20 protein-coding genes are annotated in these 21267 nt (G+C 55.0%); 10 read left to right on the top strand and 10 right to left on the bottom strand.

The features are described 5' to 3' along the window. The first annotated feature begins 42 nt into the window (after positions 1-42). Complete coding sequence (locus A9753_RS01815) at positions 43-858, top strand: alpha/beta hydrolase family protein (protein ID WP_067779325.1); 816 nt, start codon at positions 43-45, stop codon at positions 856-858. 211 nt (positions 859-1069) lie between these two features. Here A9753_RS01815 and A9753_RS01810 read toward each other — a convergent pair whose 3' ends face one another. Together A9753_RS01810 and A9753_RS01805 are read right to left on the bottom strand one after the other, a co-directional pair. Next, positions 1070-1918 carry a copper homeostasis protein CutC gene (locus A9753_RS01810; protein WP_067779323.1) on the bottom strand — a complete coding sequence of 283 codons (849 nt, stop codon included), beginning with the start codon at positions 1916-1918 and terminating at the stop codon, positions 1070-1072. 74 nt (positions 1919-1992) lie between these two features. Continuing rightward, positions 1993-3288 carry a hypothetical protein gene (locus A9753_RS01805; protein WP_067779321.1) on the bottom strand — a complete coding sequence of 432 codons (1296 nt, stop codon included), beginning with the start codon at positions 3286-3288 and terminating at the stop codon, positions 1993-1995. A 94-nt stretch (positions 3289-3382) separates the two neighbouring features. Between A9753_RS01805 and A9753_RS01800 the strand changes: the two genes are divergently transcribed. Further along, positions 3383-4528, top strand: coding sequence for a VIT1/CCC1 transporter family protein (locus A9753_RS01800; RefSeq protein WP_067779313.1), 1146 nt, complete (start codon positions 3383-3385; stop codon positions 4526-4528). A gap of 122 nt (positions 4529-4650) precedes the next feature. Beyond that, on the top strand, positions 4651-5493 hold the full coding sequence (locus A9753_RS01795; protein ID WP_083090248.1) for a trimeric intracellular cation channel family protein: 843 nt from the start codon (positions 4651-4653) through the stop codon (positions 5491-5493). On the opposite strand, the gene A9753_RS01790 is transcribed toward A9753_RS01795, so the two are convergent. After that, positions 5474-6223, bottom strand: coding sequence for a VIT1/CCC1 transporter family protein (locus A9753_RS01790; RefSeq protein WP_218056732.1), 750 nt, complete (start codon positions 6221-6223; stop codon positions 5474-5476). The genes A9753_RS01795 and A9753_RS01790 overlap by 20 nt on opposite strands. A 138-nt stretch (positions 6224-6361) precedes the next feature. On the opposite strand from A9753_RS01790, the gene A9753_RS01785 reads away from it, so the two are divergent. Next, entirely contained in the window at positions 6362-6658 is a 297-nt protein-coding gene (locus A9753_RS01785; RefSeq protein ID WP_067779312.1) for a protoporphyrinogen oxidase, read from the top strand. A 26-nt stretch (positions 6659-6684) separates the two neighbouring features. Here the strand turns inward: A9753_RS01785 and A9753_RS01780 are convergent, their stop codons facing one another. From A9753_RS01780 to A9753_RS01760, 5 genes are all read right to left on the bottom strand, one after another. Then, positions 6685-7851 carry an App1 family protein phosphatidate phosphatase gene (locus A9753_RS01780; protein WP_067779310.1) on the bottom strand — a complete coding sequence of 389 codons (1167 nt, stop codon included), beginning with the start codon at positions 7849-7851 and terminating at the stop codon, positions 6685-6687. A 9-nt stretch (positions 7852-7860) separates the two neighbouring features. Beyond that, positions 7861-9108, bottom strand: a complete 1248-nt coding sequence (locus A9753_RS01775; RefSeq protein WP_176702706.1) for a glycosyltransferase 87 family protein — start codon at positions 9106-9108, stop codon at positions 7861-7863. Positions 9109-9221: 113 nt separating this feature from the next. Continuing rightward, positions 9222-10328 carry a sugar kinase gene (locus A9753_RS01770; protein ID WP_067779305.1) on the bottom strand — a complete coding sequence of 369 codons (1107 nt, stop codon included), beginning with the start codon at positions 10326-10328 and terminating at the stop codon, positions 9222-9224. Continuing rightward, complete coding sequence (locus A9753_RS01765) at positions 10325-10957, bottom strand: bifunctional 4-hydroxy-2-oxoglutarate aldolase/2-dehydro-3-deoxy-phosphogluconate aldolase (RefSeq protein ID WP_067779303.1); 633 nt, start codon at positions 10955-10957, stop codon at positions 10325-10327. The genes A9753_RS01770 and A9753_RS01765 overlap by 4 nt, the downstream gene beginning before the upstream one ends. Positions 10958-11007: 50 nt before the next feature. Then, positions 11008-11934, bottom strand: a complete 927-nt coding sequence (locus A9753_RS01760; protein ID WP_067779302.1) for an IclR family transcriptional regulator — start codon at positions 11932-11934, stop codon at positions 11008-11010. A 451-nt stretch (positions 11935-12385) separates the two neighbouring features. On the opposite strand from A9753_RS01760, the gene A9753_RS01755 reads away from it, so the two are divergent. The 4 genes from A9753_RS01755 (at position 12386) to A9753_RS01740 (ending at position 15997) form a co-directional block, all read left to right on the top strand. Continuing rightward, positions 12386-13738 carry a PTS ascorbate transporter subunit IIC gene (locus A9753_RS01755; protein ID WP_083090247.1) on the top strand — a complete coding sequence of 451 codons (1353 nt, stop codon included), beginning with the start codon at positions 12386-12388 and terminating at the stop codon, positions 13736-13738. 48 nt (positions 13739-13786) lie between these two features. Further along, positions 13787-14140, top strand: coding sequence for a cupin domain-containing protein (locus A9753_RS01750; RefSeq protein WP_067779298.1), 354 nt, complete (start codon positions 13787-13789; stop codon positions 14138-14140). Between the two features lie 142 nt (positions 14141-14282). Next, positions 14283-15122, top strand: a complete 840-nt coding sequence (kduI, locus tag A9753_RS01745) for a 5-dehydro-4-deoxy-D-glucuronate isomerase (RefSeq protein WP_067779296.1) — start codon at positions 14283-14285, stop codon at positions 15120-15122. Between the two features lie 71 nt (positions 15123-15193). Then, positions 15194-15997 (top strand): gluconate 5-dehydrogenase, encoded by an 804-nt coding sequence (locus tag A9753_RS01740; RefSeq protein WP_425394236.1) that lies wholly within the window; start codon positions 15194-15196, stop codon positions 15995-15997. A 153-nt stretch (positions 15998-16150) separates the two neighbouring features. Here A9753_RS01740 and A9753_RS01735 read toward each other — a convergent pair whose 3' ends face one another. Next, positions 16151-17434 carry an MFS transporter gene (locus tag A9753_RS01735; RefSeq protein WP_067779293.1) on the bottom strand — a complete coding sequence of 428 codons (1284 nt, stop codon included), beginning with the start codon at positions 17432-17434 and terminating at the stop codon, positions 16151-16153. Between the two features lie 6 nt (positions 17435-17440). Continuing rightward, on the bottom strand, positions 17441-19156 hold the full coding sequence (locus tag A9753_RS01730) for a variant leucine-rich repeat-containing protein (RefSeq protein WP_067779292.1): 1716 nt from the start codon (positions 19154-19156) through the stop codon (positions 17441-17443). 118 nt (positions 19157-19274) lie between these two features. Between A9753_RS01730 and A9753_RS01725 the strand changes: the two genes are divergently transcribed. Beyond that, entirely contained in the window at positions 19275-20030 is a 756-nt protein-coding gene (locus A9753_RS01725) for an FHA domain-containing protein (protein ID WP_067779290.1), read from the top strand. Further along, a complete protein-coding gene (locus tag A9753_RS01720; protein ID WP_067779288.1) occupies positions 20014-21183 on the top strand; it encodes an LmeA family phospholipid-binding protein in 1170 nt (389 codons plus the stop codon). The genes A9753_RS01725 and A9753_RS01720 overlap by 17 nt, the downstream gene beginning before the upstream one ends. Positions 21184-21267: the final 84 nt, after the last annotated feature.

Genomic DNA, 21267 nt, shown 5'->3' with positions numbered 1-21267 from the left:
ATGAGCGGTTTTTGCAGTCTTTCGCACTGAAAGGACAATGCCGTGGTTACCGTTGAGATCACCACTCCTCGAGGAGTGAAACTTGAGGGAACCTTGCGCTACCCGCAAGGAGTTACCCCTCCTGATGATTGTGTTGGCCCCTGGGAATCGTGCACTCATGTGGTGGTACTTTTCCATGACTTTCTTGCTGACCGCCACGGAGCAAACCAACGGCTGGATTGTGTCTCTGAAGCATTCCTTGCCGCAGGCTATGCCACTTTAGCCTGTGATTTCTCTGGACTGGGCGATAGTGATGATGACGTCATTACAGCAGCCGGGGAAATTGAAGACGTTCAAGCAGTATGCAGCTGGGTTCGTGAACATGATTGGCCCCAACATGCTCTCTATGCCCACGGCTTCGGTGCCACTGTTACCTTGCTTGCTAAACCTACCTGTGCTCATGCCGCCATTACAGTGGGAGCAGTAACCGCACCCCAGTCCATCTTGTGGGAAGAAGTCTTTGGTGAAGACCAACTGAGTGAACTTGCCACCCATGGTATGACCCGCTTACTCGACGACAACCCCAACAATCGCACCTGGAATGTCATCTCCAAGACCACCTTGGCTGACGTGTCTTTGCAGACTCCCCAAGCCACGATGGCGGATCTTCCCTGGCCTATCTTGATGATTCACGGCGCACTTGATGATGAGATGCCGGACGTGGAAGAAAGCGCCCTGGAATATTCTCATGTGCTGCCTGCAGGTTCTAAATTGCTTAGTGTCCCCGATAATTTGCGTCACGCTAGTGAAAGTGACCGACTGCGCTATAGCGTGGAGCAAGCCTTAATATGGCTCAATTCCATTCAGTTGTCTGAGTAATTCAATGACTAAATAGCCCAGAATAAGTTAGCGCTGAACATGCCTGAAAAGTTAGCGTTGAGCAACTGGTAAGGGTATAGCAGTTTTTCAAGACAACGGTGGTGGCCCGGCTTTTGCCGGGCCACCACCGCAGAAAGCATCACTATTCAATCATCGCCATTGATGAGTGAAAATGATGCGAAGAGTACGCCTCGCTGATGGGGCAGTAAGGTCAGTGTTCACTCACACAAGATAATGCGTGAACTAGGCTGACGGCTTTTTCCACTAGCACTGGGTCGGTGCGCATGGGACCTACGCCGCTTTCAACGACAGGGCAGCGCATGTGCACATCGCATACTCCTGTCACTTCGACCAAGGCCTCGACATTCTCGGGACGCACATGCCCGGCAGCAACGACGTCGGGACCTCCGGTAGCAACCATGGCGGCCAACAGGGGGGATCCCTTAGCGGCATCATGCGCCGCGCCACTACTCAGCACGCGCGCAACCCCTAGGGAATGGAGCACTTCGTAGGCTTTGAGGGGGTCGGCGCTGGCGTCAATAGCCTTGTGGAAGGTTAAGGGGCTAGCGCCTGAGGCTTCAACAAGACGGGTGATCAGGCCGCGGTCGATCCTGCCATCATCATGAAGAGCGCCGGTAGCAAAGCCGACGGTCACTGCGGGGGTGACGGGCGTGGAGCCTCCCGGTGAGGTAGTTGCGGCGTCAGGAACGGCACCCATATCTTGCGCAAGGCGAGCGATACGACGAGCATCAGCAATCATGGCTCGCGATTCATCACTGTCGTACACAAAGTTTCCACCGCGGGGGCGGATCATGACGATGAGTTCAAAGGGCCGAGCTAGGTCGGTATGAATCCAGGATGGACCTACTGCTTCGCGGCGTGCCTCCATTTGCTCGGTGGCGGCCAGAAGAGCAGATTCAATAGCGCCGATGGAAGGAGTGGTCCCGCCAACAGCAAGGTTGTCACAGAGTTCTGCACGATCCGCACCGAGTCGTGCTGATTCACGAACACCCGCCACATCTTCAACACAGACTTCGAGCCGGACGGAGTGAGTGTTCATAAGATTCTCCTTGGTGTCATCGTTGACATGTCAGTGGAATGTTGCCAGCACTAACGCAAGGAGTTCGCGAAGAACTACTGTGGGGTCAAGCCAACAACCATATTGCCTTTGTCCCCTGAGCGTACCCCGAGAAGAAGGCCAGGGCGGGCACTTTGAACACGTGAAACATCGGTAGTCCACCACACACCGCCACTGGAGAGGTCAACCAATTGGGTAGGGGTGTTGAGTGCGTCTGCACTGATGAGTATTGACTGTGGTCCGATTCCGGCCAGAGTGACCATACATTGGTAGGTGCTGACGCTTCCGGTCATCTCGTTAATAGGCCAGGTGTGCTCACCAATTGAGATCGTGTCACATGCCTCGGTGCTTCGGGTCATGCCGTCATAGACCGCATAGTGTCCATCAACGAATACGACTCGCTGTGTCAGGTTGTCACTGGATTCAAATAAATCCCTCATGGTGTCAACGTCCATGTAAATAGGGTTGAAATTAGGGGAGTCTCCCTGAGGGGCATCAGGTCCTTTCGCCATTTTCTGTGGGCCCTGATACACCTCACTGCCGTCAAGGGCATAGATGGTGTTGACGTCCGAAGCATCTCCTAGAGCCGTGGACAGTGTTGCCCATCCGTCAGTGAGACCGAAGAGGAGATAGGAACCATCATAGGTGTGTAGGTCATTGCCACTATCAATGTCGATCACATGGGCGATGGGATTGTTTCCCTGAACATTGTCGTAACTCGTCCCCGTAAAAAATGTCCCAAGAACAGCCTTGTTGAGGTGGATTTGTCCACCTAAAGAGTTGCGGTTGAAGACGAGGGAATTTTCCCAGCGGATGGTGCCGTCGAGTCCTACGCCGACGAGGGTGGCTGTGGGTGCGCCATCAACCTTTGACGGTAGAGGCTTAGCTACCACCATCGTGTCCTGGGAACCGGTGATAAAGGCTCCTGCGTGGAGTGCAGGCACCTCGGTGGTGGATCCATCAGGTGAGATTACTGTCGATGAACAGACTAGACGTTCGCCCCAGAACAATGGTTCATTGCAACTACCTGACCACACCAAGGAAGGGGTGGGGGTTTTGCCTTGAGGGACGTGATAGTAACTCACGTCTGTTCCTTGTGAGGTTGCAAAATGGTCACCGCTGGCGGATATCTGGTAGGAATCGCCGGGAACAGTGAATGCTTCGTTGACACCGTTGTGAATGGATGCCTGATAGCCGCCTGTGGGCAGTGGGTGCAGCGTGGAAGCAGTAGGGGCCATCAGTAGAGCAATGATGCACACTAGGACGAACGCCACGAGCCCTATGGTGCTGACTGCTGGGATAACATGGCCAGAAGACTTTGTGGGCTGCTGAGTAGATGAGGGGGCGCTCATAGTCCGAAGTCTTTCATTATTTCGCCTTGTGGTGCAGGACATTACTCTCGTGTGGAGGTAGAAACTGGGCTACTAACCGTGGCAGGCTTCCCCTATGCCATCTTCTTGCGACTTTGATCCCACGCCAGCACAGCGCAGGCGATGGAGGCGATACGTAGCAGAAGAACGCCTCGAAGCGAGCGTTTATCGCGATCTTGCATCTCGCCGCGACGGTGAAGAGGCGGCGATTCTTGAAGAACTTGCTCGCGCTGAAAAACGTCACGAAGAGCACTGGCTCCAACTTCTTGGTCCGTATGCTGAACCGATTCCTCGTGCCGGACTGCGCTCAAGGATTCTTCCTTTTCTTGCCCGTTACTTTGGCTCGATCTTTGTGCTCGCTCTTGCTCAGCGTTCCGAGCAACGTGGCACCTATGACCGTGATCGTGATGCCACCGCTCAAATGGCGGCTGACGAACAAATTCACTCTGAAGTCATCCGTTCGCTGGCTGCTCGAAGTCGTCAGCGACTTAGTGGCTCGTTCCGTGCGGCGGTCTTTGGCGCCAATGATGGTTTGGTATCTAATCTCGCCCTTGTTTTGGGGGTAGGAGCAACCGGTATCTCATCGACCGCCGTCATGATTACGGGCATTACCGGACTACTTGCTGGTGCGTTGTCCATGGCTGCTGGTGAATATGTGTCCGTGCGATCCCAGCGTGAACTTCTAGAAGCTTCTGTTCCTGATCCCCGTACGAATACGGTGCTGGGTGTGCTTGATGTTAATGCGAATGAGTTGGCTTTGGTCTACCGCGCCCGCGGTGAAAGTGAGAAGCAGGCTCGCTTACATGCTGCTCATGTTCTTGCTGCCGCCCGTTCCCAGGGACGCAACATCGCTACACTCTCTGAGCAACAGCCCGGGGTTTCTTTTGAAGGGGACGTTCTTGGGCAGGCACATGACGAGAGTGCAACCGCCTTTGAGGAGGTCGGTACGGGAATGCGCGCTGCGATCTCTTCATTTTTCTTCTTTGCTGCAGGAGCTGGCGTTCCGATTATTCCGTTTATCCTTGGGATGACAGGAAGCCTTGCTCTGCTTGTGGCCACGGTCCTGGTGGGGTGCGCCCTATTGGTGACTGGTGGTGTGGTCGGCGTCCTTTCCGGCCAGCCTCCGTTCAGGCGGGCTTTGCGCCAGTTGCTTATTGGTTATGGCGCTGCGGCTGTCACTTATGGGCTGGGTCTACTTGTGGGGACTGACGCTGCCCTGTAATGTCCCAGCCGATGACATGATTCTCTGTGCTTGAAGCAGGAGGTATCGCAACGGACGCAATGGAAGGAGGGCCTATGAGTCTATGGTCGTTTGCCCTGAGTCCAGAGGCGATTGTTCACGTGATGTCACTGCGCGACTGGTGGCATGACTCCATCACCGTGGAGCAAGTCTTCCGTTTTCTTGATCTGTCCGGTGTACTCCTGAACGGCATCCTGGGCGGATTGATTGCCCGTCGAAACAACTTCGATATTGTCGGTTTTATTGTGCTGGCTATCATGACCGCTACTGGTGGTGGGATTGTTCGTGACGTAATGATTCAGGCTGGTCCACCCTTTGCCCTTACCGATCCTTATTACTTGGGAATGGCATGTACGGGTGCGGGGATAGCGTGGCTGTTTGCCTTCCAGGGGCGTTGGGCTCAACGTTTTCTCATTGCAGCCGACGCCGTGGTGTTAGGTGTGTGGGCAGCAACCGGTGCGTCCAAGGCTTTGACGAACGGATTGGGTGTGATGCCTGCTGTTCTTCTTGGATGCTTGACCGCTGTGGGTGGCTCGATGATCCGTGACGTGTCTGTGGGGCAGACTCCTGCCGTGTTCGGTGGGAATCGCTTATATGCCGTGCCTGCCATGTTCGCTGCCATCACCGACGTGGTGTTTGTGAAAATCGATGCGCCGGTTGGTGTAGGCCTTGTTTCCGCTGTATTTGTGGGCGCAACGTTATGTCTCCTTGCCTACTGGCGATCATGGCGCCTTCCTCAGGTGGAAGATCGCGTGGGGGTCCGGGTTTCCCCGCAGGTTCGCGCATTGATGCCGCGCCGCCCGCGTGATCGTGGTAAGACAATTGAACCGTTTGACCGGATTCCTCGTGGCTCAGGTGCCATGAGTTTGTTGCGCCGTTCTCGTCGCGCTAGTGCAAACTTTGAACCGCGTCGAAGCGGTGTGGTGTTTAGACGGCCACGCCGATGAGGTGGCCAATCCACCACGTGATGAGCATGGCAGCAGCGCCACCTGCCATGAGACGGACAACTGCTCGTGTCGGGGGTGCGCTACCGAGGCGCGCCGAGATGTAACCGGTGAGTGCTAGGCCTGCCATGACCACGCCAAAGGTTCCGGGAATTTGGATGTTTACCGGCAGCAGCACAATAGCGAGCAAGGGGACCATTGCGCCCAGAATGAAAGAAATTGCTGAGGAAATTGCGGCGTGAAGAGGATTGGTGTAATCGTCTTCACGAATCCCGAATTCAGCTTCTAGGTGCGCTCCTAAAGCATCGTGGGCTGTTAACTCACGTGCCACGGTCATTGCGGTGGCTGGGGATAAGCCTTTGGAGCGGTAGATAGCGGCGAGACGTGCGCATGCGGCGTCGGGAGAAGTGCGCAGGGCGGAACGGGACTTTTCTACGAGTGCTTTTTCTGTATCTCGCTGAGTGGAGACGGAGACGTATTCGCCGGTAGCCATGGCGGCGGCGCCAGCGAGCAGGCCTGCAACACCGGCAGCCATGATGGCTTTGGTGTTCGTGGGGTCAGCGGCGGCTACGCCTACTACGAGGCCTGCGGTCGAGCAGATGCCGTCATTGGCGCCAAGCACGCCGGCGCGTAGCCAGTTGAGGCGTGAACTGACCGCTGATTGCTGAGTGCTTGTCTCGGTAGCGGAAGTGGGGCTGGAGATGCTCATCGGCATGGGGAGTGTGATGGACATACTCTAATGGTAGCCCTTATTAAAATAAGGCGATAGCAAAGAAAGGCTTACCTAAGTTGGTGGTGCCACAAGTTCACCCATACTAAGGGGAGGGTAAACTACCAGCACAAAACAAGGGTGAAACCCAAGGAGGCGGCAATGCCAAGCAAGATGACTTTTCTCGTGGGACTCGGCGCCGGATATGTTCTCGGAACCCGCGCTGGACGTGCACAGTACGAACGTATCAAGGCCACAGCATCCAGCGTGGCACAGTCCCCCAGTGTGCGATCCCGCGTTGAAGCAGTCCAGGATAAACTGCACGACGTCGTTCGCCAGCAAGGTGAGGTAGTCACCGACAAGGTGGCTCAGGCAGTCAAGGATCGATTGTTCGGCAACCAGACCGCAGGAACCAAACAGCCTATCGACGTAGGCGAAGCAACTGTTCAGCGCGGCTAACGCCTAACGAACAACAGCGGACAAAATTACCGTATCGTCCGTCGAGTCAGCCGAGTGGGGCCGGAGGAATCTGGCCCCACAATGCTGCTGGGAAGCGCGCGAGCCAAGGCAAAACCATCCGTGCCATAAACCACAGGCACATCGCACTCAGCTAGGGTACGCGAATCAGGATCTAGGCCCATCGGGTGTACCGCACGGCCGCCAGCTAGAACATGCTCACCCGGGCTTAGACGGCGAATAGCTACTGCAGCAACATGGTCATCATGTTCGCGAGCAGCTTCGCCATAAATCAGCGGATCGTACTGACCATCATCACCCAGAAGAAGCCACGTTACGTGCGGTAAATCAATCATGAGACGACGCAACTGCGTACGTTTATGTTCAATGCCTGAACGGAACCATCCTGTATTGTTCGGGCCCCAATCGGTCATCAACATGGGCCCACGAGGAAAGCCGTGCTTTTTTAAGAAGAAGCGCAATGTGGGCACCACATTCCATGCGCCAGTGGATAGATAAACCACAGGAGCTTGAGGATGAGTGCGGCGAACTCGAGAGAGTAACTGGGCCATACCAGGAACAGGCTGACGAGCGCCGGAGTTCTTCACAAACGCATTCCAGGCCGCAACCATTGCACGGGGCATATGCGTAATCATTGCCGTATCGTCGATATCGCAAATTACGCCAATTGTGGGCTCGGGGCACACAATCTCTACCTGACACGTGACGGGTTCGCAAACGCCGGCAGCCTCAATCGTGACATTATGCCAACCAGGTTCTAAACCATGATCGCGTACCACCACATCAACGTATCCCGAACGATCTGCGCGAGTACGCAAGGACTGATTGCCAACCTTGACTGTCACCGGGAGAAAAGGGACGGGGCAATCCACGAAACTGCGCCACCCACGCTGAGCTTCAAGAAGAGAAGTGAAAGCAATGTCGCGCATTTCCAGTGCAGAAGTAGGGAAATCTTCGGGAAGGCTCCGAAAGAGAGGGCCTTCGGCGGGTGCATTCTGTGGGCGCATAACCATACGAGCGATGACTCGTGCTGATGAAGTTAGGCCATTGGCGCTTATCGTTCCATAACCGTCATAGGGCACCACGCGCGGGCGCCAACCTCGCTGACGTAGCACCGGAATGAGGTCGCGATGAAAACGATCCTCAGCGGCACGAGCAAGGTCAAAAATGGGCACGGCTCCATCCTAAAGGTCTGGCTCGACTTTGAGCGCAATTTGGCGTGAACCCACAGCGTACACGTGCGTCGCAATGATAAGGAATGCGAGCCCCCACCAGGTATTACTTGAACTAAGGAGTTGGGCCCACAATGGCCATGTTTTTTCTATGCCACCGTGCTCAGGCCACCACCAATGTGGGGCCATCCACGCCACGAGCAGTCCTGAGCCAGCAACCCACAGCCATATTTCTTCGGCGCGCTTGACGGCAAGCCATGCGGTGATCATGACTGAGGGAAGAATCCACACCCAGTGGTGTGACCAAGTAATAGGGCTAATGAGAAGGCCAAGAGTCATGACCATACAGGTGATCAATCCGAGATTGCTTCGCTCGTTGGTATGAGAGGCCATGATGCGCCACCCTGCCGTCATCACCATCATGACTAAACCTGTGCAGGTCACTGCCCAAGCGCTGAATGCTGCTGACTCAGGTAGGAGGCGTGAAAACAAGCCCATGAGATTTTGATTCCCAGCATAGGTGTATTCACCTGTTCGGCTCGGATCCCACAGATAGGTGGTGAAATAATCCAGGGTCTCGCGCGGACTAATAAGACCTACCAAGGCGGTAATGCCCACGCTAGTGCTGGTCATTACTGCTACTTGGCGCCATCGTCTACTCATGATGAACACCGCGATGGCGATAGCTGGGGTGATCTTGATACAAGCAGCAAGTGCGCACCCAAGTCCTTGGATACGCCTGAGTGGGTGAGAGGCGGGTAAGAGGTCGAGCGCCCAGATATCGGTGAGTACTAGCGCCATAAGAATGACGTTAATCTGCCCGTACTCTAGGGTTTTGATTAATGGTTCCAGAGTAAGGAGAGCACCTGCGCTGATCCACGGAGTCACAATGGTGCTGATGCGAAGCTCTACACCCAGGAAACGAAAACATACCCACACGCACCACGCTGTTGCAGCAATCGTCAGAGTTGATAAAAGGACTTGAGCCTGATTAAAAGAAAAAATCGTCATCCCACGCATCAGCCATGCAGCAAAAGGCGGATACGTGAAGGGATAAAGGTGGTCGGCCGGAAAGGCGTAGAAGTCATACAGAGAGCCACTTTGTACCCAATGGCTCGTGGCGTAGTAGTAAATCCACGCATCAAACTTTTGGCTAATGTCCCCATTTTTGGTCACCACAACGGGGTAGAGCAGGCTCAGGAGAATCAACCAGCCCAGGCTCCCCACCGCTAATTGAACCGGTGGAGATAAACGCTTCAAGGCAAGAGAACTCACAGTGCTCAGTATAAAAGTGTGTCCGGGGCTTCAAGCAGCCCCGGACACACTTTGATGGTCCAGAAGCCATCATGTGTGATGGCAGTGATTACTTAGAATCAGCGGATCACGCGGGCGCCACCACCGGAGGCAAGACGCTCAACTTCGGCCACAGTGGCCATGGTGGTGTCACCGGGAGTGGTCATAGCTAGTGCGCCGTGGGCTGCACCGAACTCAACGGCAGTTTGAACATCCTCACGGATCATCAGGCCGTAGATGAGGCCGGAGGCGAAGGAATCGCCACCGCCAACGCGGTCCAGGATCTCCAACCCGGGACGTTCTGTGGAACGAACGAATCCGCCTTCACGGCTCCATGCAATGGCTGCCCAGTCGTTTACGGTTGCGGTCTTGACTGCGCGCAAGGTGGTAGCCACTACGGTGAAGTTGGTGAATTCGCTGGTGGCCTTCTCGATCATGCGCTCGAAAGCGGCGGTGTCGAGCTTGGAGAGGTTCTCATCCACGCCCTCAACTTCGAAGCCGAGAGATGCTGTGAAGTCTTCCTCATTGCCGATCATAACGTCAACGTACTGAGCTAGGCGGCGGTTGACTTCCTGAGCACGTTCCTGGCCGCCGATGCCTTTCCAGAGGGAGGGGCGGTAGTTGAGATCGTAGGAGACGATAGTGCCATGACGTTTTGCGGCGCTCATAGCGGCTTCAGCGACGTCAGCAGCAGATTCACTCAGCGCTGCGAAAATACCACCAGTGTGCAGCCAGCGAACGCCCTGACGGCCGAAGATGTCATCAAAGTCGATATCTTCAGGGCGAAGTTGTGCCACGGCAGTGTTACCACGATCAGAAACACCCACGGCGCCACGAACGCCGTATCCACGCTCAGTGAAGTTCAAACCGTTACGCACTGTGCGGCCAATGCCGTCATACGCGGCCCACCTAATGTTCTGGGTGCTTACGCCACCAGCGAGAATCATGTTCTCGATAAGGTGACCTACCTCGTTGTCAGCAAGAGCGGTGATTACGCCGGCACGCTGACCAAAGCAACGGCTTAAGCCGCGAGCCACGTTGTACTCACCGCCACCCTCCCATGCTTCGAAACGGCGTGCGGTGCGGATGCGAGTCTCACCGGGATCTAGGCGAAGCATGACTTCGCCAAGGGACATGATGTCGTAAGCGCACTCTTGTGCAGGACGAATAGTTAATCCGGTGCTCATGCCTGAGCCTCCTTTGCAATTTCGACAGCTTCTGCCGACAAACGGGTGATTTCATCCCACTTGCCTTCCTTGACTAGGGCGCTGGAAACCATCCAGGAACCGCCACAAGCAAGAACGCAGGGGAGAGCGAGGTATTCGGCCAGGTTAGCGGCGCTCACTCCGCCGGTGGGCATGAAGCGAACCTGGGGGAAGGGGGCGGCAAGGGCCTTGAGAGTGGCGGTGCCACCCATAGCGCCTGCGGGGAAGAACTTGAGAGTATCAAGGCCCTCTTCGAGAGCAGCCATAATGTGGGTTCCATCGGTGCAAGCAGGCAGGTAGTAGACATTGCGCTCGCGGCAAACTTTGGCGACAGACGCAGAGAAACCGGGGGAGACGATGTAGGTGGCGCCTGCGTCGATAGCACGTTCGCACTGCTCGGCGTTGATGACAGTGCCAGCGCCAACATTGAGTCCCTCGATCTTGGACATCTCGGCGATTGCCTCGGGGGCGGCTGCGGTGCGGAAGGTGACTTCAGCGGTAGTGATGCCACCAGCGATGAGTGCCTTGCCAACATTAACGCCTTCTTCGGCGCTGTTGACAACCACAACCGGAACAACCGGGTTGGCTTGTAGTGATTCGCGAACTGACATGCGAGTTCTCCTGTGTTTGGTGCTCACAAAATGAGCGTGTGTAGGGGGAATTATGACGATGCTGCGTTCTCGCCGGGGTAGGTGAGAGCAGCGGACGATGAGGGGGTGTGCAGAGGGAGGGATGATGAGACTGCAGGTAAAGGCAATGCAGGAACATCGATAAAGGAAGAGGAGATATTTCCTGAGTGACGTGCCTGGTAGGTGAAGGGGGCAATGTCGATAATGCCTGCGGCGGAAATTTCTTCGCGAATGATTGCTGCCAACTCCTGGGCGCGGGTCAATGAGAAGCGATCAACAGGCATGGACAAGCTGATTGCTGCGCCGGCAGAGCCTGAAATGTCTAGGGGAACAGCAACGCAGCCAATGCCGGGCTCATTTTCCTGGAACTCGACGGCGAATCCCTGGTTGAGAACACGGATGATTTCTTCACTCAAACGCATGCTGAGGTTAGGTTGGTGGCTAGGGAGTTGAGCGATCCATATTGATGGATCGACTGAGGACCCATCGCGGGCGGCAATGATGGCGCGGCCAAGAGAGGTCACTGCTGCAGGGGCTCGTAGACCAATTTCTGACCACACACGAATGGGGCGTTCAGGTTCAACCTTGTCGATGTATAAAACGCTGCGTTCAGATAAGCGGCCCAGGTGGACTAGTTCCTGGGTGCGGGCGCAGATGCGTTCGAGAACGGGATGGAGGTCTGCGACAAGGCGGTCAGCGCTCGTCCACCAGCGTGCGAACTGTGCGGTTGCGGGGCCAATGGCGTAGTTGCCGTTTTCGTGTTGTTCCACCCAGTTGCGGAAGCGAAGAGCTGCCAAGGTGTGGTGAAGGCTTGCTTTGTTCATGCCGAGGTCTTTGGCCAACTCGTTTAGTGGGGCTCCTTGAGGGCCCACTTGGGCAAGTTTGTCCATCACGCGAAGGGCTTTGTCGACGCTTCGTACGGGGGAGAGCGACTCTGGTGCGGGTGTGGTTGGCATCATCGCCACCTCCTCATGTTTTGGTGTGTGAAACTGAAATTCAGTTTTATGAAAAATAGTTTGCCATGAAGGAGGTGACGTTGCAACGTAAAAACTGAAGGGAGGTGGTGATGTGGGGAGAAGCTTGTCTTTGCGGGTAATTGCGACTCTTTCTTCAATTCTCGCTAAAAATAGAAAACCAGTTAGCTTTACTTATCTGTGACTGAGATCTCCCAGGTTAGGGTTGGCGTCGCCAATGATGGGAGTTGTAGTCTGGTTGAGCGTTTTCAGGAGTGAATACGCATGTTTCACATTGTGAAACGTGTGCGAATGTCAATGAGGTCGATTAGTCGGACTTCTTTTGCCACTTGCGATTGCGCCACGACCTTGGTCGTGACAACCCATCCTGCATATCCATCATCAGGTTTCTCCAACATCCCTGATCTCACATTTTGAAAAGGAAGAGGTGCTCGCTGTGGAGATTTTCCTCGAGATCGTGCGAAAACCTGCGATTATCATCGCGATCGTAACGTTCCTGGGCCTCGTATTTACCCGCAATAAGGCCACCAAGGTTGTGTCCGGCACTATCATCGCCTTCGTCGGTTTTACGATGATTAAGCTCGGTTCTCACATCCTCGGTGACGTCCTCAAGGGATTCTCTAAACTGTTTAACGAGGCATTCAACCTCTCCGGCGTAGTTCCCTCAAATGAAGCAGTGATGTCCAAGCTCCTCGCTGATCTGGGCTCCACTGCTTCTTTCGTGCTCGTCGTGGGTCTCGTGGTCAACATCCTCGTTGCTCGCTTCACCCCTTTCAAGGCTGTCTATCTCTCACTGCACCTGGCGTTATTCTCGGCGTTCGCTATCACCGCAGTTTTCGCCCGTGCGGCTGCTGCTAACTGGATCACCGTCGTCGCCGGCGGTATTCTTCTTGGCCTCTACATGGCAATTAGCCCCTCTATCATTGCCAAATACACCAAGGATGTTGTCAACTCTGACGACTACACCATTGCTCACTCCGGCACTCTGGCTTATTTCCTCGGATCCTTCCTTGCTTCGAAATTCGGTAACAAGGAGCGTGACGCTGAAGACATTAAGGTCAACGATCGTATCCTCTTCCTGAAGGACCCCAACGTTGCCACCATGCTCACCATGTTCATCCTCTTCTTCGTCTCCTCGATCGTGGCAGGTGGCGACACTTTGGATGCCGTTCTTTCCGATCTTGCTGGTAAGGATGTTCACGCTAACCTTCTGATCTTCTCCCTTGAAGAAGCCGCTAAGTTCGCTGGTGGCCTGTTTATCGTTAAGGCTGGTATTAAGCTCTTTATCGACGAACTCGTCCCCGCATTCAAAGGCTTCGCCAAGGTGTTCGCACCCGGCGCTATCCCCGGCGTCGACGTCCTGGTTCTCTTCGATCGCTCTCCCAACACTGCACTCATCGGCTTCCTCACCTCTTTCCTCACCGGTGTGGTGATGATCTTCGTTCTGCCTCTCTTTGGCTACGCCGTGATCGTTCCTGGCCTAATGGCTTGCTTCATCACCGGCGGCGCTGCAGCAATCCTCGGTAACGCGCAGGGTGGTCTGCGAGGTGCAATCATTGCTTCTGTGACTGATGGTCTTCTCCTCAGCGTTCTGCCCGCAGTGTGCTTGCCCATGTTCACTGAGATCTTCGCCAAGCACGAAGTTGCTGGTACGACCTTCGCTGATCCCGACATGCTCCTACTAGCCACCATCGTCTTCATTGGCGCAGTGGTTATCCCCGGACTCTTCGGCGCTAAGGCTGCTGCTGCAGCTAAGGCCTCCAAGGCAGCAACTGCTGTTACCGCCTGATTTTGCAACCTAATAAAACACAACACAGCAATTCGAAGGAGAATTCTTATGCTGTTCTTCCACAAGGATGACCTGACCACTGATCGTGTTGATGACAACACCCTCCGTACTGTGATGGCCCACGGCGGCACCATGCTGTACGCCCACATCATCTTCGAACGTGGCCTTGATGAGAACGAGGAGATCCCCCTGCATAGCCACGTGCATGAGCAGATCACCTACGTGCTCAAGGGCTCCTTCAAGTTTGAAATCAACGATGAAGACGGCAAGCACGTTGAGGTTGTTCGCCAGGGTGACTCCCTCTACATGCCTTCTAACTCCGAGCATGGCTGCATCCCCCTTGAGGATGACTCCCAACTCGTGGACTGCTTCACCCCTCAGCGTGAAGATTTCCTGAAGTAAGCATTGCTTCACCCGTGCGCCGCCTACGGACCGGTTGCGATGGCCTTCTTGTCACCGCTCTTACCGTAGGCGGCGCACGGTCCACATTCACTCAGTAATTTCTTCAACCGACCACATCCCACCAGGCAAAGGAATATAACTCATGCAGTCTTTGGACATTCGCCATGCACATGGCCCTGCAGATATCGCCCGCTTCACCACGGAGGAACTGCGCCAGGAATTCCTGGTGGAGAAGGTCTTCGTTCCCGGTGAAATTAAACTCACCTACACCTACCACGACCGTATGATCTTTGGCGGTGTCACTCCCACCGATGCTCCCCTTGAGATTGTCCTGGACAAGGAACTAGGTGTTGACTACTTCCTTGAAATCCGTGAAATGGGTGTTATCAACATTGGTGGCCCCGGATCCATTGAGATCGATGGTCAGCGCGAAGCAATGGTTAAGCAGGATGGCTTCTATATCGGTAAAGAAACCCGTCACGTGGTCTTCTCTTCTGATGATCCAGCCAACCCTGCTCGTTTCTACATTGCCAGCGCTCCCGCACACCAGAAGTACCCCAACGTGCGTATCAACATCGCTGACATCAAGCCCATCGAGACCGGCGAAGGTTTGACCCTTAACGAACGCAAGATCTACCAGTACGTGCATCCCAACGTATGCCAGTCCGCTCAACTCCAGATGGGTCTGACCATGCTGGCTCCCGGCTCTGCATGGAACACCATGCCCTGCCACACTCACGCACGTCGTATGGAAGCTTATGTCTACTTCGATATGGACGAAGAAGCACGTGTCTTCCACCTTATGGGTGAACCCGATGCCACCAAGCACCTCGTTATGGGCAACGATGACGCCGTTATCAGCCCCTCTTGGTCCATCCACTCTGGCGTAGGCACCTCCAACTACTCCTTCATTTGGGCTATGTGTGGTGAAAACAAGGCATACACCGACATGGATGTACTGCCCGCCAGCGCTCTCAAGTGATCGCATAGATCCTAGAACTACTGAGTAAAGCAACAGCGTTTACTCCCACTGAACGACAAAAGGATTCCATCGTGGCTTTTGACATGAAGAACTTCCGCCTTGACGGCAAGGTTGCCCTCGTGACCGGTGCCGTTTATGGCATTGGCTTTGAAATCGCTCGCGCATTGGCTGAAGCTGGTGCAACCATCGTCTTCAACGATCGCACCCAGGATGCTGTTGACCAGGGCCTTGCTAACTACAAGGAACTCGGCATCCAGGCGCATGGTTACGTCTTTGATGTGACCGATGAAGAAGCAGTTAACGCTGCTGTTGCGCGTATTAACGACGAGGTCGGCAGTGTCGACATTCTCGTGAACAATGCAGGCATCATCAAGCGTATCCCTATGGTTGAAATGAGCGCAGCCGACTGGCGCCAGGTCATTGACATTGACCTTACTGGTCCCTTCATTATGGCTAAGGCAGTTCTGCCTGCCATGATTGAGAAGAACTCCGGCAAGATCATCAACATCTGCTCCATGATGAGCGAACTTGGCCGTGAGACAGTGTCCGCGTATGCAGCAGCTAAGGGCGGTCTGAAGATGCTCACCCGCAACATCTGCTCCGAATACGGCGAGTACAACATCCAGTGTAATGGCATTGGCCCTGGCTACATTGCTACCCCTCAAACCGCGCCTCTGCGTGAAAAGCAGGCTGACGGCTCCCGTCACCCCTTTGACCAGTTCATCATTGCTAAGACCCCAGCCGCTCGTTGGGGCACCCCCGATGACCTCGCTGGCCCCGCAGTGTTCCTTGCATCTGAGGCTTCTGACTTCGTCAATGGCCACATTCTGTATGTAGATGGCGGTATCCTCGCCTACATTGGCAAGCAGCCCTGATCTCGCTAGCAGGAATTGATAGCTGAGCATCATGCTCTGCTTATCACTTACGTAAAAAATGGGTGTCCCCCGTGCCAACAAGCGCGGGGGACACCCATGTAGTTAAGCCATTCAGGGGAATCTGTGCTTCGGGAGGTGTCGGAAGCGGGGTGACTATAGCGTCGTTGCTGTAGGAGTCTTTGCGGTGCGAATGAATCGGTAGGTCAAGAGACAGATAGTGGCGCCCATCCAGGCGCAGCCAGCAACTACAAGGAAGCCGCCAAAAGAACCATTCCAGTCGACCATGGAGCCGGCAATGATGGACCCCATGCTCACGCCGATATTGCCCGCAGTCCCTAGCATAGTCAGGCCTTCAGTCAGACGTGATGGGGGAACCGTTACCTGAACAATGTTGTTTGCGCACGTCATCATAGGGGCGATTGCCATACCAGCGAACGTCATAGCAACGCATAACCACAATAGGGTGGGAGCCACAATGAAGAATGAGGCTCCTATAGCAAGAACAAAGACAGCAAAAGCAAACTGACGTCCTAGGGGCCAGCGCCAGGAACGGGAGCCGTACACCAAAGCGGCAGCCAGTGAACCAAAGCCCCAGGCGGCGAGTACCACCCCAGCCATTGACGGTTGGTGGAGTTCCTTGGCGAAAGCTACGACCGCCACATCGTTAGCGCCGAACATGGCTCCAAAGCCCATGAAGATGACAATCACAGACGTAACGGCGCTGTAACGGAAAATTGAGCGGTTGTCATTGCTCTGAGACGACGCGGTCAGTGAAGGACTTTCCTGCCGCATTATGGTTTTCTTCCCTAAACGACGCCGTTGGGTTGCCCGGGGATGGGCAGGAGGCTCAGTTTTTGTTTGCCCTAAGAACCACAAGCCACCACCAACCTGCATGACCAGGCACAAAATCCATCCACTCGTCACGTTGAGCATCGGTGCGGTGCACAGTGCTGTGGCAAGAACAGGGCCAATAATGAAGGCAACTTCATCGAAAGCTGCTTCAAGAGAAAAGGCTGTATGAATATGTTCTGGTTTGGATAGTACGGTGCTCCAGCGGGAACGTACTAGTGAACCGAGCGAGCCGGAAAAACCGCCGGCGATGGAAATAAAGAGCATAAGTAGTGGCTCGGGGGCTTTCATGAGAGTGGCAATAATGGCTCCACTAAGGCCCAATGCAGAAATGAGGATCGCTGGAATCATTACCGCGGATTGACCTTGTCGGTCTACTCTGCGCGCAAGGAGTGGTGCGCCGATTGCTGTGGCGATGACGGCCACACCACTGACTCTGCCTGCCGCTGAATATGAACCATATACATGCTGAACAGCCAAGATGGTTGAGATTCCCATCATGGACATGGGGAAACGCGCAACCAGCCCGGCGGCTGAGAAGTTCAGCGCGCCGGGCGTGGAAAGAATTGTGCGGTACTGAGACCCCATACGCCCCTATCGGGTAATGGAAGAGACGGAATCGCGGTTGATGACGAATCCTTGGCCGGTGACCTGGCTCCAGCAGCGAGCGCCGTCTTCAGATGCGGTACACACCATTGAACCATTCTTCGCAGATGAACCGTAGTTCAGGGTGGTACCAACTTGAGAAAACGCCGTATTGCAGTCGCCGATAGCGGTTCCTTCTTCAGCGATGCCTGCTGAGAATGGCGCAGCACTGCTGGTGCAGCCGGGGCCCTGCGCAGTGAAGTTGTGTTGAGCGATGGTGCAGGTGGCCTGGTTGTCTGAAAGATGGCAAGTAATGTTGCCAGAAGGCATCGTGAAACTATCCATTGTCACGGCATCGGCCGGTGCAGGTGCCACTGTGGGTTTGTTTGTGGCAGTGGGGGATGGTGTAGGCGTGAGAAGAGTAGTTGCCTCCTGTGTGGCCTGTTCACTAGGAGCAGTATTAGCGTCGTCGGAGACCGCTACACTCGCTTCGGTACTAGCCGCAGGGGCATTCGCTTCGGTAGTGGATTCATCGCTACGGCCGAGGATAGCGATGAGGCCGCCAATGATGATGGCCAAGATAATGACTAGTACGGCGAGAATCACCCACAGTAGCGTCTTCTTGGACTTTTTTTCCTCGCCAGCGACGGGCTGAACTAGAGGAGGAACCTGCCTACTTTGCCACTGCGTTGGCTGTAAAAGAGCGGAAGGGTTATTAATTCCGTCGGTTGCAGCATTAGGAAGAACGGTGGTGGGAACAGACTGAGTAAGCGGAACTGAACTCACACCAGGAGCGGAACCAACCGCGGCATTTGAAGAACCAACCGGTGCGGGACCAGTAACAGGGGTGGAGGCGGCAACGGGAACACTGTGCTCCCATTGGCCAGCAGGGAGTGCATTGGGAGAATGCTGAACTGGCTCGTGAGTGTTCCACTGTCCGGCAGGAACAGGGCCGGTTTGAGCGTTGGTAGCGGTATCAGCGGCTACCGTAGCGTCAGTGACGGTGCTGCCGATCCTGGCAGCCTCTGTCTGAGAGGCAGTGGAGGGCTCAACGGGGCTCATCGTCTCGGTGACGGCCAGATCCGCTTGAGCGAATTGCTCAGCAAAAGGAGTGGTGGACATGACCACTGTTTCCTGAGAAACACCGTCATTGTGAACTACGGTGGGCTGCTCGGGGATGGGTGCGTCAGCAAAACCGGAATGTTCGGCCTGCGTGGCAGGAGGCTCGTTGACTATAACCTGCTCAACTGGCTGGTCAACGGTTGGCTCAACCACGGGCTTGTTAGCCGCGGATGTGTCACTAGAGGCAAGCACAGCCTCAGTAGAGGCGGCACCAGCGCTGGCCAGGCCAGCAGCCTGAGGTGAGTGTGCGGTGTGGGAAGAAAGGACAGATGAGGATTCTTCTTCCGTAGACTGCGAGTTATGTGTGTCCTGGGCACTATTGCCAAAAACAGCAGCAGTTCCAGCGCTCATACCGATGCCAGCGGCGCCGGCCTGCACCGAAGCATCAGGGGTAGACGGGGTGGCGGCGCTGCGAGCGCGCAAAGCAGCATTAATGTCAGGTTCGCCAAGGCTGCCCAACCACTCAAGAAGAGCAGGGTAGGTGGAAGGGTTCGATGCAATAGCAGCACGCAACTCAGGGTGATCTTGAGCAAGCACATGAAGATCGGTCAGCGGAGTGCTGGGATCTTTGGCCTTTGCTAACAAATCATCGGATGAGGGCATGAGGAATCCTTTACATGATTAATTGCCTTAAGGCAGAGCCTACTCGTTCTAGCTCAATGGGGAGGGCTAACCATTGCTGTTCATTGCTCAATGTCCAGCCATAGGCAACAATGAGAGCATGAATGCGCATGCGGATGAAACTGCTCCCTCACCCACCCAGGAAACTAACCTTGTGGTGGATTTTTGCGGAGAGATCTACACGGTTAATCCGCAAGATACCTTCGTCATCGGCCGAGGTGGAGATCTTGACGTGGATGATAATCCCTATCTCCACCGTCGCTTTTTGGTCTTGTCTAATCATGATTCACTCTGGTGGATCAGTAATGAGGGCTCCCGCATCTCCGCTACGTTGACCGACGGTGAGGCACTTGTTCAGTCCCGTCTGGCACCAGGTGCATCTATGCCTCTTGTCTTTCCCCGAGTGGTTCTCACCTTCAGCGCAGGCCCCACCACCTATGAAGTGGACCTTATGCCTTCAGGTGCACATTTCACATCCGTTGAGGGGGGCAGTATGCCCACCGGCACCGCCACGATTGGTGTCAGTCCCCTCACCCGTACCCAATTTCTTCTCGTCCTAGCATTAGCTGAACCTGTTCTCAAACGCGTGGGAACCGGCACTGCTGCCATTCCGTCTTCTGCACAAGCAGCTGAGCGTCTAGGGTGGCCTTTGACCACTTTCAACCGCAAACTTGATGCTGTTTGCGACAAACTTGACCGCTCCGGCGTCAAAGGGCTGCGCGGAGGACGCGGAGGAGCAGCACTCAATCGCCGCACTGCCCTGGTGGAACACGCTGTATCCACACTGATGGTCACCGCAGATGACCTCCATCTCCTCGATGATGAAGCAAAGGCCCGCCGTGACCTTGCCCAGTAACACCAGCCCCATCATCCCCGATGAAACCCCTGAGGGTGCTGATCCTCAGCAAACGCTCCATGATGAAGAAGTAGAGTATGTTCGAGAGTCAATTGGCCCAAGCGCACTCCCTGAGCAACAGACTTCTTCTGCGAATTTACGCCCCGAAGTGGCGCAACCCGGCGAATCCACCATCGCCATCACCAGTGCGTCACGCAATGATGGTGCAGGTTTTTCCACCCCCACTGTAACCACTCAGACCGGTGTTCTCTCCGCCATGCCTGCAATCAACTCTGAGGCAAATGCTCTTGCGGTATCCCCATACGGAACTCCACTTACCGCACCCACCGCCTGCTCTTCTTCCTCGGGAGAGTCAGCACACTCTACGCACTCTCCATCGACGGCTACCTATCCAGATGGCCAGAGCCAAGAAAATAATGAGGTGAGTGGGAGCAAGAAACGTAAGCCACGTCGTCGAGGGATTACCGTCCTGGCAGTTCTCGTTATCGTCATGATCATCTTAGGCCTGGGTTACGTGGTGGCCGAAAACTCCGCACGTCACCGCATCGAGCAGGCCGTGTGGAACGCACTTCCAGGCCTTAGTAAAGACGCTAAAGTCACTATGCCCTCTCCACTCATTCCCGAACTATTCGACGATGAAATCTCCTCTATCGTCGTGGACGGCTCAACTCTGGTCCTCACCGGTGATAGCGGGACATCCATGACGCTTGAGCACCCCCACATCGAACTGACCTCCCTGTCAACCCAGAGGCCTCACGTCGCTCAAACTCTCAACGTCACCGCAGTGGTTCCCTGGAGCGTGGTCGAAGATACGGCATCACGTGAACACCCCATGCTTCCCGGAGTTACCTTCACCCCTACCCAGGATGGAACCGTTTGGGCAATGACCCCTATTAAAGATTCCGGTCTGGAACTGCGTCCTTCGGTGACTGAGAACAACATGATTCACCTGGCGATCGTCTCGGCTAAACTAGACGGCTACATCATCCCTATCGAACTTGCTCTGGACTACATCGGTATGGAAGATAGCGGCCTAAATGTGGACATGAGCATGCTTCCCGAAGGAACTCACGTGACCAACGTGAGTGTGGGTGACGACGGTATGCACGTCGTTATTGAAGGCAGCAACCTTGACCTCGATTCTCTAAATTAACTTCCCCTTCACCCGTCACTGAGTTCTCTTCTGAGAGCGACACACTGACCCTCACCCACGAACCGACTCCACGGATAAGAAAAG

The organism is Actinomyces vulturis (genome assembly GCF_001687305.1).
In the GTDB taxonomy this organism is placed as follows: Bacteria; Actinomycetota; Actinomycetes; order Actinomycetales; family Actinomycetaceae; genus Actinomyces; species Actinomyces vulturis.
This window is presented reverse-complemented; position numbering and strand designations above follow the sequence as displayed.

Bases quoted from the DNA above. Each gene is read 5' to 3' on its own strand.
- A9753_RS01810 (WP_067779323.1), bottom strand. From the start codon at position 1,918: ATGAACACTCACTCCGTCCGGCTCGAAGTCTGTGTTGAAGATGTGGCG.
- A9753_RS01805 (WP_067779321.1), bottom strand. From the start codon at position 3,288: ATGAGCGCCCCCTCATCTACTCAGCAGCCCACAAAGTCTTCTGGCCAT.
- A9753_RS01800 (WP_067779313.1), top strand. From the start codon at position 3,383: ATGCCATCTTCTTGCGACTTTGATCCCACGCCAGCACAGCGCAGGCGA.
- A9753_RS01795 (WP_083090248.1), top strand. From the start codon at position 4,651: ATGTCACTGCGCGACTGGTGGCATGACTCCATCACCGTGGAGCAAGTC.
- A9753_RS01790 (WP_218056732.1), bottom strand. From the start codon at position 6,223: ATGTCCATCACACTCCCCATGCCGATGAGCATCTCCAGCCCCACTTCC.
- A9753_RS01785 (WP_067779312.1), top strand. From the start codon at position 6,362: ATGCCAAGCAAGATGACTTTTCTCGTGGGACTCGGCGCCGGATATGTT.
- A9753_RS01770 (WP_067779305.1), bottom strand. From the start codon at position 10,328: ATGAGCACCGGATTAACTATTCGTCCTGCACAAGAGTGCGCTTACGAC.
- A9753_RS01765 (WP_067779303.1), bottom strand. From the start codon at position 10,957: ATGTCAGTTCGCGAATCACTACAAGCCAACCCGGTTGTTCCGGTTGTG.
- A9753_RS01760 (WP_067779302.1), bottom strand. From the start codon at position 11,934: ATGATGCCAACCACACCCGCACCAGAGTCGCTCTCCCCCGTACGAAGC.
- A9753_RS01750 (WP_067779298.1), top strand. From the start codon at position 13,787: ATGCTGTTCTTCCACAAGGATGACCTGACCACTGATCGTGTTGATGAC.
- kduI (WP_067779296.1), top strand. From the start codon at position 14,283: ATGCAGTCTTTGGACATTCGCCATGCACATGGCCCTGCAGATATCGCC.
- A9753_RS01735 (WP_067779293.1), bottom strand. From the start codon at position 17,434: ATGGGGTCTCAGTACCGCACAATTCTTTCCACGCCCGGCGCGCTGAAC.
- A9753_RS01730 (WP_067779292.1), bottom strand. From the start codon at position 19,156: ATGCCCTCATCCGATGATTTGTTAGCAAAGGCCAAAGATCCCAGCACT.
- A9753_RS01725 (WP_067779290.1), top strand. From the start codon at position 19,275: ATGAATGCGCATGCGGATGAAACTGCTCCCTCACCCACCCAGGAAACT.